The following is a 13,977-nucleotide window of genomic DNA, read 5'->3' as shown; positions in this document are numbered from 1 at the left end:
CCCTTCGACCGGGCTGGGACTGGAAAAGCGAGGAATTCATCCCCCAATATGGCCCTTTATTGGTCGTTTCCTTTACCTTTGTCTGTTTGCCTGGCTTTTACCGGCTTTAATCAGTGCTTCCTTAAATCCTTCTTAAAAAAGAAAGGGGTTTCACAGAGGGGCCTAGCAAACGGGCTAGGGATCACCACCAATACGATACAACGTATTTGCAAAGGAGAACGGGTTACCATAAAGACAGCGGCCCAGATTTCTAATTTTCTCGAAACTGTTGAAGCAGATATTTTCAAGCCTATACAGAGTAAAAAGCAAATTACAAAAGACATGATACCCAGATTGAGAAGCAAGCGGGGGTTTATGGAGAAAGCGCCGTTGCCGGGCTCATTGTCGAGAGCATGTCCAACGGCTGGAAGGGGATCATTTGGGACCGGTTGGAGAAGCAGAACCCGCAGAAGCGGGGAGGCGGGAATATCTTCATGGATATGCTGAGAGAGGAGGAACAAGGCCGTGGAGCGCTCATAAATGAACTAAACGGGATGAAGGTCACTATGGACGGACGGTAGGCCGTTTGGTTTCCGAACATCAAAACAATATTGGCCTTGCTTTTGGCACGAAATAAAGGAGATTTTTATGGAATATCGTATTGAAGTCAGAGGGAAAAGCTATGTACTTCCCACAAGGACCCCGGGAGTGGATGACCGGATCGGCAAGATTCAGGATATTGAAAAACGGCTCAGAACCGGGGGAATTACCAGACGAGAGGCCCGGAAAGAGCAATATGATTTTGTTACAGACTGTATCGAGGGTTTCCTGCCGCCTTTCGAGGAAATGGACGTGGGAGAGCTGGAGGTCGTGGTGGTGAAGATCGTCAACGCTTACCAGCGCCCCGCCGCTCAGGAAAAAATCGAGGCGTCAATGGCTGCACTCCGGGAGGTCACCGACCGGCCAGAGTTCAAAAAGTTTACCTCCGTCCTGAGTAAGTCGAAGCGGTAAACGTTACAAAACAACTTTTTCCCCAAAAAACATAGGAAGGAACTGTAAAATGAGCAGATACGCAAAATACGCACAAGACAGAGACCCGGGCGTTGTTCTCCAGACCTGGGACAATCTTTTGGAAGCGGCTAAAGTCTGTTCCGGGCGCAGACTTGGAGAGAAGCATGGAGACCCGAGCTTTGTTGCCTCCATCTCCAAGACGTGGGAGCGGCTGACCGAGGCAACGATTGAATCCTTTTGACCAACGGACAAAGAGCGAACAAAGAGAAGTCCCCAATTTCGGGGAGCAAACAAAGAACCGGGGAGTGGTCCCCGGTTCTTGCTTTATTCGGCTTTGGAATCCTTCTCTTGGGGCTTATACTGGTTTTCTCCGGTTTCAACCCAAAGAATGAAGTCCGTGATCTCCGTGTCGGTCCACCCCTTAGACCTTAGCCCAAGAATCAGTCTCGAACTCTCAGACATGTTCATCGTTTGCACCCCCTTTCATCTTCCGTCCAAGTTTATCCCTTTGGGCCTGAGTTTCAACCGCCCCGCCTCCGAAAGCGCTGTATGGGCCTCTGTGGGGCCGCTGGAGGCATCACGACCCATTCTCTGCGTTATGGATGCGTTAATATAAGCGTTGAGCGATTCCCCAGCGGCGGCGGCGGCGGACTGTATTTCCGCTTTCTTCCCTTTGGGCATCTTGATTTGAAATAGATCATAGTTTGCTTTCACATATTTGTTTACGGCCTTTTGCTGTGCCTTTGATGCTGGCATGGTCATTTCTCCTTTCCGGGGAGCCCTGGCGTTGAATGCTCCTTCCCCTAGTATAGCTATATTATAACCTGTTTATCTATGGATTTCAATATACATTTTTGCTCCCCCGTTCTGGGGAGCAATCTCCTAAATTTTGAGGGGATTCCCCAGTTTTTGGGAAACCATGAACGGTCGCCATTTTTGACGGGCGTAAAATTCCGCTGGTTACTCGGATTCGGATTGAATTGGATTCCGGGCGCATTTGATATCATGTGATTGCAAGCATCTTCCGGCGAAGGATATTTACCTCTTTTCGCTCTCAAGAGAACATTTGTCAAGGGGGATTTCACCCAAAAGATGAAATCCCCCCGACAAATTCGGAAGTTAATGATTTAACCGTAACCGTGAGTAGCATGTTCCCATTCCTCATCGGCGTTGCGAACAAGAACCCATTTCCAATCTTCATAAGTGGAGTCTGGTTCAAGCGAACCATCCCCGCCCGAAGAATCCACATCGAAAGACGAATAAATAACAATTGCCTTATCCACTTCGTACTGCGCAGCCCATTCGCTAAACTCGTCTGCGAAAGTATCACCTGGATAGTACAGTTTTGTAAGCATACAACCGTCGAACTCTTTAGAAAAATATTCTTTCACCGTTTGAAAAGCGGCTTCGATTTCATTATCTGTATATATCTCAGATGGTTTCCAGTCTGGAATTTCAACATTGTCTATATTCCCCGTATTTTTTTCGCCGCAAGCTGTGAGCAATAGTAGCATTGTGAAAACAATAGAAATAATCCTTTTCATAATATCACCGCCATAAATGCTGGTTTGTCGAATTGATACGAACTAAGTATACCATCATTGCATACGACTTTCAACCCTCATTTATAGGCAATGATAGTAGCAGCAAGCAATGCACCGGTATATACCCGGTGCCGCTTGTTGGTGGCCGACGGCCCCCAAGCCCCCGGTGACCGGCGCGGCTGCGTCCGATGCACAAGCCGCTGGTGGCGTCTGCTGGCCTGTCCATACTGGGCAGGGAAGGGACGCCCGGTGGACCGCCCCTCGGAGAGCGCACGACTGCCGCAGGCAGTACCGCCGCCCGCTTGCGGGTGGTGAGTAAGTGCGCTCTTCGAGAGGGCCGACAAAGAGAACGGAGCGCCTAGGTCATTCCCAGACGCTCCCGCTTTGGTCCCTCCTGCTGGTCGATCACCGCCCCTCCAGCCTGTGTCATTTTGCCACAAATGAGCCGCCAGTCAATGTAATGTGGTGGTCTGGTGAAACCACCCTTTATACATTACATCTCACTTGCTGATGGACTTCCCATGATGGGAGATGCAGGTAGGGCTTACTGTCACACTCGTACAGCCTCACGCAGCCAATATCCACCATCTTCGGTCCAGATTTGGACCCACCTCATTTGACAGAGTTGTCAAGCGAGGTCCATCCAGATTTGGATTGACCTGCTCCAAAGGCCAGGATTTCAACTTACTCAAATTTGAGTAAGTTGAAATCCTGGCCTTTTTCCTGTGGAGCAGATCAACCCGGTCAAAAGTGTCCGGGTTCAATGAGCTCAACTTTGTGCAGTCCCCAATTTTGGGGAGAGTAGATCGGCTCAAAATTTGCTGTGGATTTGTTACGCAGTAGAAGCGCGGTTTCGGGGGATAAGGTATAAATCCCTTGCCGCGCCGGATACGCGCCCGCAAAACCGCTTGTAGCAAGGCTTTTTCTGCCCCTACTGCGTAACAAGGGCATGAAAAAAGCGGCGTTCCTGTTCTCCCCGTATAGAGAGTAAGAAACGCCGCTTCTGCGTCGTATTCAGTTTTTAGTACAATACCCTGCTTGTCCGTCGCTCGAAAAACCTTGATTTTTCAGTGTTTTCAAAAGTATCGTTATCTAACGTCAGCTTTTGAACGCCCAGAGTATAAACGGATGATTGCCGATATTGAAGCGGGAAAAACAATTGTGTTTTTTAAGGACAACTCCCGCCTGGGACGGAATTACCCGGAGCTGGGCCGCCTCATGGAGGAATATTTTCCCCAAAAGGGGATCCGTGTTATTTCCGTTCTCAACCACATTGACAGCCTGAAAGACCCCAACGGATATTGTAGCGCCATCGTGTCATTTTCCAACATTATGAATGATGACTATATCCGTCAGTTGTCTGTGAAAATCAAATGCACCTTTGCCATGAAGCGTGAGCGGGGGGAATTTTGGGGGAACTATGCCCCCTACGGCTACGAAAAAAGCTCGGAGGACCGGCATAAGCTGGTGATTGACCCAGAAGCCGCTGAAATCGTCCGTATGATCTTCAGCTGGTACGCTGACGGCGCTTCTGTCTGCGGCATTGTGAAGCGGCTCAACGCCCTGCAAATCCCGCCGCCGTCGGCGTATAAGTGCATGAAGGGCTGTAAAGGCTTTGCCAGCCACTCTAGCGGCGGCATAAAGCGGAATATCTGGTCTGTGACATCTGTAAATACCATGCTGAAAGACGAGGTCTACATCGGCAATCTGGTTCAGGGCAAGTATAAAAGCGTATCCTACCGGACCAAGAAAATGGCTCCCACCGATGAAAGCGAGTGGGCTGTCATTGAGGGAACCCATGAGGCGATTATCTCCGACGAGATATTTACCATCGTCCATGACCGCTTTTCCCGCCGGACTAGAGTGGCTCCCAATCGGGAGGCCAGTTATTTGCTCTCTGGTTACATCAAATGCGCCCACTGCGGAAACCGCATGAATCGGAACGGAAATAATGGCTATCCTCATTTTCGGTGTATAACCCACGCCTATGCGCCTGACAAGTGCCCATGCCCCTCTGTCCGGGAATCTGCGCTGGAAACAGCAATTCTAACAAGCAATTCAAGACCAGATTCAGGAGCTTGTAGACGCTAAAGCGGTTATAGACGCAGTTCGTCAGGAGAGGAAGGCCGGCCGTTCCGCAAATGAATACCTTCTGGCGATCAACCGGGCGGAGCGGGAGAAAAAACGGCTGACTGAGGCAAAATTCCGTCTATATGATAACTTGGAAAAAGGTATTATCGACCAAAGCGAGTATATTCATTTTAAGGAGAGTTACAACGCGGCGCTCTCTGAGCAGGAAAGACAGATTGAACGGTTGCAGGCCAATATGCTGGAAATCAGGGAGGCCAGGCGGCAGGACGACGCGTTTATTGCCTTCTTCCAGGAGTATGGGAACATCAAAGCCCTGGACCGGGATGTGCTGGATCGGCTTTTAGACCATGTGGAGGTTGTGGACTGTTCCCATATCCACATCTACTTCAAATTTTCTGCCGAGCGGCAAAAGATACTTGACTTTGCAAGGAACATAGAGGAAGAAAATAAAGAGAGTGTGTGCTAATATACTCTATCCATATGAGTGGGGCTACACCTACGGCCCGCCCATGGCGGTCGCGCCTCTCCCCAACGTCCGGGCGGTGCTGGACTACGCCGTCACGGAAATCCCCGCGGAAAAAATCTTCCTGGGCATACCCAACTACGGCTATGACTGGCCGCTGCCCTTTATCCAGGGGGAAACCCGGGCCCAGTCCATTTCCAACCAGCGGGCCATTGAGCTGGCCATTCAATACGGCGTACCCATCCAGTACGACGAAACGGCCCAGTCCCCGTTCTTCCGCTACACCGACGCCGGGGGAACCGCCCACGAGGTCTGGTTCGAGGATGCCCGGAGCATGGACGCCAAGCTCCGCCTCGTTGCCGAATACGGCTTCCAGGGAGCGGGGTTCTGGAACCTCATGCGGCCGTTCTCCCAGGTTTGGCTGGTGCTGGATTCCCTGTACGACGTGGAATGACAAACAGGAGGGCCCGGCGTTACACCGGGCCCTCCATTTATCCGCAGGAAAGAGCCGGAAAATTTCTCAAACATTGATTTCAGGGGTGTCCCCGTCCTCTGCTTCCGCCAGCAGGGGGGCAATCCCCTCCAGGAACGCCTCCACCTGGGCGGCGCAGCGGCCGGTGTAGAGCTTCGGGTCCAGCACGGCCTCCATCTCCGCCTCCGTCATGGCGAAAGCGGGCTCCGCCGCCAGACGGGCCAGCAGGTCGCAGGGCTCGCCCTCCTTCATCCTGGCCGTGGCGGCCATGGAGCAGGTGCGGATGATTTCATGGAGCTCCTGCCGGTTGCCGCCCCGCTTGACCCCCTCCATCATCAGGTTTTCCGTGGCGATGAAGGGAAGATATTCCCGCACCGCCCGCTCCACCACCTTCTCGTTGACATGGAGCCCGTCGGTGACGTTCCGGCAAAGGCGCAGGATCGCGTCGGCGCAGAGGAAGCCCTCCGGCATGGAGATGCGCCGGTTGGCGGAGTCGTCCAGGGTCCGCTCCAGCCACTGAACGGAGGCGGTCATGGGGGCGTTCATGGCGTCCGCCATCAGGTAGCGGGAGAGGGAGCAGATGCGCTCGCAGCGCATGGGGTTGCGCTTATAGGCCATGGCCGAGGAGCCGATTTGGTTCTTCTCGAAAGGCTCCTCCACCTGCCGGTCGTGCTGAAGCAGGCGGATGTCGTTTGCCATCCGGCAGGCGCTCTGGGCCACGGAGGAAAGGCAGTTCAAAATCCGGCTGTCCACCTTCCGGGGATAGGTCTGGCCGCAGACAGGGAAGGTCTTATCAAAGCCGAACTCCCCGGCGATCCGACGGTTCATCTCGTCGATTTTCGCCCCGTCCCCCTCAAAGAGGTCCATGAAGCTGGCCTCGGTGCCGGTGGTGCCCCGGCAGCCCAGGAATTTCAGGTTCTCCAGCACAAAGTCCAGCTCCTCCAAATCCGCCAGGAAATCCTGCATCCAGAGGGTGGCCCGCTTGCCCACCGTGACCAGCTGGGCGGGCTGGTAATGGGTGTAGCCCAGGGTGGGGGTATCCGCGTACTGCCGGGCGAACGCGGCCAGATTTCCCAGCAGGGCGGTCAGCCCCTTCCGCAGATACCGGAGTCCCTCCCGGTAGAGGATGAGGTCCGCGTTGTCTGTGACATAGCAGCTGGTGGCCCCCAGGTGGATGATGCCCGCCGCCGAGGGTGCGGCCTTGCCATAGGCGTATACATGGGCCATCACGTCGTGCCGGACTTCCTTTTCCCGGGCCGCGGCCAGGTCGAAGTCGATGTCGGTGAGATGATCCTCCAGCTCCGCCACCTGCTCCGCCGTCACGGGGAGGCCCAGTTCATGCTCTGCCCGGGCCAGGGCCACCCACAGCCGCCGCCAGGTCTGGGTGCGCTTTTCGGCGGAGAAGAGGTTCAGCATGAACTCCGATGCGTAGCGGGAGGAGAGAGGGGATTCGTAGCGGTCTTTACTCATGGGGCCTCCTTCAGCGGATGATGATGGCGTCCCGCTCCGGGCCTACGGACACGAAGCCGATGCGGCAGCCGATTTCCTTCTCGATATATTCCACATATTTCCGGGCGGCCTCCGGCAGGTCCTCCCAGGTCCGCACGCCGGAGATGTCGCAGCCCCAGCCGTCCATATACTCCACCACCGGCTTCGCCTCCGCCAGCAGGGCGGGGAAGGGGAAGCGGTCCGTCTGCTGGCTGCCCAGCTCATAGCGGACGCAGACGGGGATTTTATCCAGATAGCTCAGCACGTCCAGCTTGGTCAGGGCGATGTTCGTCGCCGCCTGGCACTGGACGCCGTAGCGGGTGGCCACGATGTCGATGGGCCCCACCCGGCGGGGACGGCCCGTCTTCGCGCCGTACTCGTTCCCGGCCTGGCGGAGCTTCTCCGCCTCTTCGCCGAACCACTCGCAGGTGAAGGGACCCTCGCCCACGCAGGAGGAGTAGGCCTTCACCACGCCGATGACCTCGTCAATCCGGGCGGAGGGCAGGCCGGAGCCCACCGGGGCGTAAGCCGCCACGGCGTTGGAGGAGGTGGTGTAGGGATAGATGCCGTAGTCCAGGTCCCGAAGGGCTCCCAGCTGGGCCTCGAACAAAATGCGCTTGTTCTCCGCCTGAGCCTGACGCAAAAACGCGCCGGTGTCCCGGATGAAGGGGCGGATTTTCTCGCCGTAGTCCGCCACGTAGTCCATCAGCTGCTCGATGGTATAGGGCTGGGCGTTGTAGACCTTGGTCAGGGTCAGGTTCTTCCACTCCAGCAAATCCTCCAGGTGGGAGCGGAGCTGCCCCGGATAGAGGAGTTCTCCCGCCATGACGGTCTTTTTCTGGAACTTGTCGGAGTAGAAGGGGGCGATGCCCTGCTTGGTGGAGCCGTATTTCTTGTCCTTCAGGCGGGCCTCCTCCAAGCCGTCCAAATCCCGGTGCCAGGGCAGCAGCAGGGAGGCCCGGTCGCTGACCATCAGGTTGTCCGGCGTAATGGCCACGCCCTGGGCGGTGACGTCCTGTATCTCCTTCCAAAGGCTCTCGCAGTCCAGGGCCACGCCGTTGCCCAGGATGTTGACCACGCCGTCCCGGAAGATGCCGGAGGGCAGCAGATGGAGGGCGAACCTGCCCTTTTCGTTGACGACGGTGTGCCCGGCGTTGCCGCCGCCCTGATAGCGGACCACCACGTCGTAGTCCTGGGTGATCAGGTCCACCATACGGCCCTTGCCCTCGTCGCCCCAGTTGATGCCCACAATGGCGCAATTTGACATAATGAAACCTCCCCGCGCCGCCGCCCGAAAGATAGGGCGGCGTTCCGCTTGCTCACGGCCAGCGGCCAGCCGGTGATGGGGGCCTGTCCGGCCCCGGGGGTCCTGACGGCGGCGGATTAGCGCCTCCGGCCAGCGAAAAGAAGGGCCCCGCGGTCCGCGGGGCCCCAAAGTTTCCCTTCCCTATTATAGCGGCAGTTTTCCCATAAGTAAAGAGAAAAGCGCAAGTTCCTCAAATTTTTACAGGTTCCGCATAAAAAGGTATGACCCCCGGCCTTCCGCCGGGGCGGGTTCTTTCACTTTCATGTGACGGTAAAGCGCTTCGCGGTGCCGGAGACGGCGTAGCGCTCGTATATTTCCGGCCGCTCCGCTTTCAGGGCCTTGGCGTCCAGCCGGGTGCTGGAAACGGATTTCCAGGAGACTTTGTAGTGGGCCGTCTCCACCTGCTCCACGCCCCGGGCTTCCAGCTCCGCCTTGACTTCCTCCTCAATGGCCTCCGCCTCTTTTTTCAGCGTGTCCATCTCCCGGCGGCAGCGCCGGAGCCGGGCCAGCTTCTCGTCCATCTGCAAGTTGTCCATAGCATCCTCCCATGTGTTCGGTTTGCTAGAGACTATGAGGGGAGGGGGACGCTTATGACGGCCTTTTAGAGATGGTGGTCCCGGAGGAGCTTTTTCGCCTGCTCCCACAGCTCGTCGCTGACGGTTTGAATTACCGCCACCTTCCGCACCAGCTCCGGCAGGGCGGCGGTGAGCTCCGCCTCCACAATCGTCTCGCTGGTCAGGTCCGCCGAGGGGCACCCGGCGCACTGGCCCAGCAGCTTCACGTACAGCACGCCGTCCTCCAGATGGTCCGCGGCAATCTCTCCTCCATGGGCCCGGAGGGCGGGACGGACCTTCTCGTCCAGTACGGCCTCAATGCGTTTCAAATCTTCCGTCATGGCTGCTCCTCCTGTTCCGCCGCCTTGGCGGCGAAAATTTCTTCCTGAATACGGCGCCGGGTGCCGTCAAACAGCAGCTCCCGGTTGTGACGGAAATAGGCGTCGCAGCCGAAGGTCTCAATGAGCCAGCTGGTGTCCGGCCCGGCGGTGAGCTCCGTGACGAACAGCACCAGCTCCTGCCCCTGGCCGAAGGTTTCCTCCAAAAAGGCGAAGGCGTGATCCAGCTCCGCCTTGGCTTCCCGGGCCTGGGAGGCCCGTTTTTCCACTTCCTGCCCAAACCAGCCCCGCACCGCCGCCATGGCCAGCCCGGAATCGGCGGGGTTCTCCTGAATGAGGCGGCGGCGGTAGTCCTCCAGGATATTGATTTCCAGCTGGGCCAGGGCCTGGCGCTGTTTATCCCCCTGGCCCGCGTTCCCGGCCCGTTTCAGGGCCTCCCGGCGTTCGCCGGTCAGGGTCTCCAGAACCGCCTGGGGGTCCTCTCCGGCGGCCAGGTCCTCTTTGAATTTTGTCAGGGCGGCGTGGAGGTTTTCGCACAGGCTGTCCTGGCGGCGGGTCTCCCGGGCGGCCTCGGAGAGGCGGGAGAGGAGCAGCCCCATGACGGACAGCTTCTCGTCGAAAGGCGCGGCCCGGAGCTCCCGGACGGTGATGGGCTTCCAGGTTCCCGTCAGGATGCCGTCCACATGGTAGATCTTCCGGTACTTGCCGTAGAGCTCCAAATAATTGGCAAAGTCCCGGGCGATGCGGGGAAGCTGGATATACTGCCCCACCACCTCCCGGTCCGCCTTGAGGCCCAGGGTTTCATAGACCGTCAGCAGCTCGCTCAAATCCTCCCAGCCCCGGGCGGTGGCGAACTGGATGCCCTCCGCCGTAGTCTCCACCCGGTAGAAGTGGTCCTTCCTGATGTCCAGATAGGACACCACCGCCCCGTGGATGCCCTTGGCCCGGGCGTACTCCTTCCAGACGGCGAAGTCCTCCTGTACGTCGATGCGCTTCACCCGGTCCAGGGTCACCACGTCGAAGTCCCGGACGGAGCGGTTGTATTCCGGCGGGTTTCCGGCGGCGGCGATGAGCCAGCCCTCCGGCAGGCGCTGGTTGCCGAAGGTCTTGCACTGGAGGAATTGCAGCATCATGGGGGCCAGGGTTTCCGAGACGCAGTTGATCTCGTCCAGGAAGAGGATGCCCTCCTTGAGGCCGGTTTTCTCCATCAGGTCATAGACGGAGGCCAGAATTTCGCTCATGGTGTACTCGGTGATGGAGTAGGTCTGCCCGCCGTAGGTCCGCGTTTCGATGAAGGGCAGGCCCACGGCGCTCTGGCGGGTGTGGTGGGTGATGGTGTAGGCCACCAGGCCCACGCCGGTCTCGGCGGCCACCTGCTCCATGATCTGGGTTTTGCCCACGCCGGGCGGGCCCATCAGCAGGACGGGCCGCTGGCGGACCGGGGGGATTAGATAATTCCCCAAGGGGTCCTTGGCCAGGTAGGCTTTTAAGGTATTGGTGATTTCCTGTTTGGCTTGTTTGATGTTCATGGCGTTTCCTTCCTGGTTCCCCGGCAGGGGAGGGGAGATAGTACTCGCCCTTGCGGGCGGGGCGGATTGGCGGCTGGCGACGGCTGGTCCATTGCACGGTCCAAAAGAGAAAAGGAAGTAAGGGCCCTTCTATCGGTAGAACACCCTGTAGGGGCGGACCTGTGTGTCCGCCCTTTTCCCGGGCCCACTTACTCCCTCCACTCGGCCAATTCCTCCAGCGGCTTCCGGGGCCGGGGCGGCGGATTCCCGGCGGCGTACCCCAAGGCCATGGCCGCCGCGAGAGCTCCCGGCCCGCCGATCCATTCCTGCAGCGCGTCATAGGCGAAATAGGTGTTGCAAATCCAAAGACTGCCTAGACCCAGCGCCGTGGCCTGGAGGGCCATATTCTCCAGGCACGCGCCCAGGGACTGGGCGTTGCAGAGCTCGGTGACCCGTTCGTCTGTATTCAGCGTCTGTCTCGGGTCCTGGCCCAGGGGGTTCGTGACGAAGATGACAACCGGGGCTTGTTTCATGATGGCCAGCGTTTGGACTGCCCCGCCGAGATGCCGGGCGCTCTCCGGCAGGAGGGGGCGGCGGCGTTCCTCCTCCAGGCCCTGCGCCATGGCGGCCAGCGCTTCCGCCTTTTTCTTGGCAAGGGCCACGGTGAACCGCCAGGGCTGGCGGTTTTTTGCCGAGGGGGCCAGGGCCCCCGCTTGCAGCACGGTTTCGATATCTTTCCTGGAGACCGGCTGGGGCAGGTAGGCCCGGATGCTCCGTCGGTTTACAATTTCAGGCAGCATAATGTCTCCTTTACAGCTCCGGCAGCTCGCTTAGGTCCAGCTCCTCCGGCAGTTCCTCCGCCGCCCGGTCCAGATCCGGGGCCTCCAGCACCAGCCGGATGGCCCAGGGGGGCGTTTTCACGGAAAGCGGCGGCTCCCCCAGGAGGATGAAGGCCGTTTCATAGGGCGTCCGCTTTTCCGGGTAAATTCCCATGCCGTCGGTGAAGTACACAAGGCCCCGGAGGCTGGTGAAGGCCCCCGCCTCCTGGAGCTTTGCCACATGGTCGAATACCGGGCGGAAGTCCGTGGCGCTGCCGCCGGTGAGCCGGAAGTTCTCCATATAATTCCGCAGGTCCTCCAAATCGTGAAGCACATCGTCGGAGCGGATTTGGTCGTCACACTGGATGACGCGGATGTTCACTTTTCTGGTAAAGGTCCACGCGCTCCGCAAAATCGCGTAGGTGCAGGCCAGGAACTGCCGGACCCGCTCCCCGGAGGTGGACATGGAGGTGTCCACGGCGATGACGAAATCCTCGATCCGCTTTTCCTCCCGGGTTTCCGGCGGCTCCACCAGGGGCATATTCCCGTAAAGCCGGAGGCCGTAGGAGTAGAAGCCGTAGTCAAAGGCGTCGGCGTCCACCGCCGCCACCTCCCGGGGGGCGGCGAAGCGGCGGAGAAACGCACGGTAGTCCACGTCGTCCCGGACAGCTGCCCGGACCTGCTCCAGCACGGCCTCGCCGCCGGTCCCCTTGTCCGAGAGGACCGTCTCCAGGCCCGTCTGGGTTTTGCCGGAGAGGTCTTGCCACTTCTGGTCCTGGCGGCGGCTCTGGTCCTGGCCGTCCTGACGCTCCGGGTCCCAGAGGCCATGGTCGTCCGCCAGAAAGGCCCGCTGGAGCTGGGCGATTTCATACTCCGGCAGGTTCAGCCGCAAAAGGCGGCGGTAGATGCCCTCCGCCGTCAGCACCGGCATGTCCCGCTTGCACTCACCGTAGAATTTCCGCTTCCGGGGAACTGGGCCGGTATTCAGACAGGGGTAGTCCAGTTCATCCAGGATACTCTCCACCGCCGCGTCGCAGCTGAGATCCCACAGCTCCGGGAGCTTGCCCCGCTTCTTCGCCAGATGCCGGAGCATGCAGTGGAGAATCACATGGAGATAGGCCCGGCAGGTCCACACCCGGCTCCGCAGATAGCGCTCCGCCAGCCAGGACCCGTCGTAGTACAGCGTCTCGCCGTCGGTGGCCAGGGACACCGTGACCCCGCCGCCGGGGGCGAAAGCCAGAGCGCAGAGGGCCGCGTCCAGATAGGGCAGGCTCATATACAGCTCGTTCCGGGCGGCGAAGAGGATGTCCCGCCCAATCCCGGCAAAGTCCTTTTGTTCCATAAAACCCTTGGCCCTTCTATAATGTAAAGGATTTTTCCACTCCGGCGGGGAAGCGGCGGTGCTGCTCCTCCAGCAAAGCCGCCAGGGCCGCCGTGGCCCCCCGCTCCCGGGCCAGGGCACAGGCGTCCAGGAGGGTTTCCCGGTCCGGCTCCGTCAGCTCCAGAAGGAAGGGGAGGGCTTCCCCTTCTTCCAGCAGGAGGCGGAGGGCCTCCCCGGCGTGTTCCTTTAAATAGGCTCGGTAGCCCGCCGCCGCCCCCTCCGCCAAATCCACCGGCCAGCGGAGGCGCCGCCAGGCAAGGCGCAGGGCGGCGGATTCGTCGTGCTCCATTCCCAGAAAGTCCCGCCAGAGGCCGTCGTACTCCTTGAGGGACAGGCGTTTTTGACGGAAGCAGTGGTGATAGGGGTAGCCCGCGCCGGAGATGAAGTAATCGAAATGATGGGCGGGGCAGTTTTCTTCATAGAGCTCTGTATACTCCGGGAACAGCAGACGGGCGGTCTCCCCGCCGGGGCCGTAAACGGTTACGTCCAGCTCCCGGCTGAGCTCCCCGGCGAACCAGGCCAGGGCCTCCCCCTGGTCCGGGCCTGTCCGGGTCAGGTGGAGGGTATCCAGGCTGCGGCAGTTCATCAGCGCGCCGCCGCCCCAGCGGGACACGCCGTCGTGAATACGGAGAGTGCTTAAGGCGGAGCAGTTCAACAGAGCGTAGTCCCCCACGGCCTTCAGGGTCTGCGGCAGGGTCAGGTCCCGGAGGCTCCGGTTGTCCCAGGCCGCCCCCTCCTCCGGAGGGATGCAGGTGATTTGGAGGGTTTCCGCCCCGGCGGGCAGGGGAGCCGTTTGCCGGTCCGGGGCCAGGGCCCGGTTTCCCAGGGCCGTCACCGGCAGGCCGAGCAGCTCCTCCGGCAGGACGGCCCGGGCGTCGGGGGTCCCGGCCCGGAGAAGGGTGACGCCGCCGCCTTCCCGGCGGAAAACCAGCTTCCAATTGCTTGCGCCGCTGACGGTTTCCATAAGCCCGCGCCTCCTTCCGCTTTTCCAGAGGTAGTATACCACAGGCGGGAGCAATTTCCT

16 protein-coding genes are annotated in these 13,977 nt (G+C 59.1%); 6 read left to right on the top strand and 10 right to left on the bottom strand.

Features of this window, described 5'->3' with window-relative positions; all coding sequences use genetic code 11:
- The 3 genes from Q1M04_RS12835 to Q1M04_RS12825 form a co-directional block, all read left to right on the top strand.
- A partial coding sequence (locus tag Q1M04_RS12835) for a helix-turn-helix transcriptional regulator (protein WP_300346657.1) occupies nt 1–486 on the top strand: 486 nt, incomplete at its 5' end.
- Nucleotides 487–627: 141 nt separating this feature from the next.
- Nucleotides 628–990, top strand: coding sequence for a hypothetical protein (locus Q1M04_RS12830; protein WP_297999143.1), 363 nt, complete (start codon nt 628–630; stop codon nt 988–990).
- A gap of 49 nt (nt 991–1,039) precedes the next feature.
- The gene (locus Q1M04_RS12825; protein ID WP_300346659.1) at nt 1,040–1,231 is read left to right on the top strand and encodes a hypothetical protein; all 192 of its coding nucleotides are present in this window, start codon (nt 1,040–1,042) and stop codon (nt 1,229–1,231) included.
- Between the two features lie 242 nt (nt 1,232–1,473).
- Here the strand turns inward: Q1M04_RS12825 and Q1M04_RS12820 are convergent, their stop codons facing one another.
- On the bottom strand, nt 1,474–1,746 hold the full coding sequence (locus Q1M04_RS12820; protein ID WP_297999145.1) for an ABC transporter ATP-binding protein: 273 nt from the start codon (nt 1,744–1,746) through the stop codon (nt 1,474–1,476).
- Nucleotides 1,747–2,117: 371 nt separating this feature from the next.
- Nucleotides 2,118–2,534, bottom strand: coding sequence for a hypothetical protein (locus Q1M04_RS12815; protein WP_297999147.1), 417 nt, complete (start codon nt 2,532–2,534; stop codon nt 2,118–2,120).
- Nucleotides 2,535–3,572: 1,038 nt separating this feature from the next.
- On the opposite strand from Q1M04_RS12815, the gene Q1M04_RS12810 reads away from it, so the two are divergent.
- The 3 genes from Q1M04_RS12810 (at nt 3,573) to Q1M04_RS12800 (ending at nt 5,542) form a co-directional block, all read left to right on the top strand.
- The gene (locus Q1M04_RS12810) at nt 3,573–4,625 is read left to right on the top strand and encodes a recombinase family protein (protein WP_300346661.1); all 1,053 of its coding nucleotides are present in this window, start codon (nt 3,573–3,575) and stop codon (nt 4,623–4,625) included.
- A gap of 235 nt (nt 4,626–4,860) precedes the next feature.
- Nucleotides 4,861–5,091 carry a hypothetical protein gene (locus tag Q1M04_RS12805; protein ID WP_297999149.1) on the top strand — a complete coding sequence of 77 codons (231 nt, stop codon included), beginning with the start codon at nt 4,861–4,863 and terminating at the stop codon, nt 5,089–5,091.
- Complete coding sequence (locus tag Q1M04_RS12800; protein ID WP_366132076.1) at nt 5,081–5,542, top strand: glycosyl hydrolase family 18 protein; 462 nt, start codon at nt 5,081–5,083, stop codon at nt 5,540–5,542. Before Q1M04_RS12805 ends, Q1M04_RS12800 begins: the two co-directional genes overlap by 11 nt.
- 66 nt (nt 5,543–5,608) lie before the next feature.
- Here Q1M04_RS12800 and purB read toward each other — a convergent pair whose 3' ends face one another.
- From purB to Q1M04_RS12760, 8 genes are all read right to left on the bottom strand, one after another.
- Entirely contained in the window at nt 5,609–7,030 is a 1,422-nt protein-coding gene (gene purB, locus Q1M04_RS12795) for an adenylosuccinate lyase (protein ID WP_297999150.1), read from the bottom strand.
- Between the two features lie 10 nt (nt 7,031–7,040).
- A complete protein-coding gene (locus Q1M04_RS12790; protein ID WP_297301060.1) occupies nt 7,041–8,315 on the bottom strand; it encodes an adenylosuccinate synthase in 1,275 nt (424 codons plus the stop codon).
- Nucleotides 8,316–8,614: 299 nt separating this feature from the next.
- Nucleotides 8,615–8,890, bottom strand: coding sequence for a hypothetical protein (locus tag Q1M04_RS12785; protein ID WP_204790403.1), 276 nt, complete (start codon nt 8,888–8,890; stop codon nt 8,615–8,617).
- 65 nt (nt 8,891–8,955) lie between these two features.
- Nucleotides 8,956–9,249, bottom strand: a complete 294-nt coding sequence (locus Q1M04_RS12780; RefSeq protein WP_293279408.1) for a NifU family protein — start codon at nt 9,247–9,249, stop codon at nt 8,956–8,958.
- Entirely contained in the window at nt 9,246–10,775 is a 1,530-nt protein-coding gene (locus tag Q1M04_RS12775) for an ATP-binding protein (RefSeq protein ID WP_297999153.1), read from the bottom strand. Before Q1M04_RS12775 ends, Q1M04_RS12780 begins: the two co-directional genes overlap by 4 nt.
- Before the next feature lie 188 nt (nt 10,776–10,963).
- The gene (locus Q1M04_RS12770; RefSeq protein ID WP_297999155.1) at nt 10,964–11,554 is read right to left on the bottom strand and encodes a nitroreductase family protein; all 591 of its coding nucleotides are present in this window, start codon (nt 11,552–11,554) and stop codon (nt 10,964–10,966) included.
- A 10-nt stretch (nt 11,555–11,564) separates the two neighbouring features.
- Nucleotides 11,565–12,914, bottom strand: a complete 1,350-nt coding sequence (locus tag Q1M04_RS12765; protein WP_297999157.1) for a DUF2201 family putative metallopeptidase — start codon at nt 12,912–12,914, stop codon at nt 11,565–11,567.
- 16 nt (nt 12,915–12,930) lie between these two features.
- On the bottom strand, nt 12,931–13,917 hold the full coding sequence (locus tag Q1M04_RS12760) for a leucine-rich repeat protein (protein ID WP_297999159.1): 987 nt from the start codon (nt 13,915–13,917) through the stop codon (nt 12,931–12,933).
- Between the last annotated feature and the right edge of the window lie 60 nt (nt 13,918–13,977).

This window comes from uncultured Oscillibacter sp. (assembly GCF_950073225.1).
Taxonomy (GTDB): Bacteria; Bacillota; Clostridia; order Oscillospirales; family Oscillospiraceae; genus Oscillibacter.
Note: the sequence above shows the minus strand (reverse complement) of the source record. Positions and strands in the feature narration are given on the sequence as shown.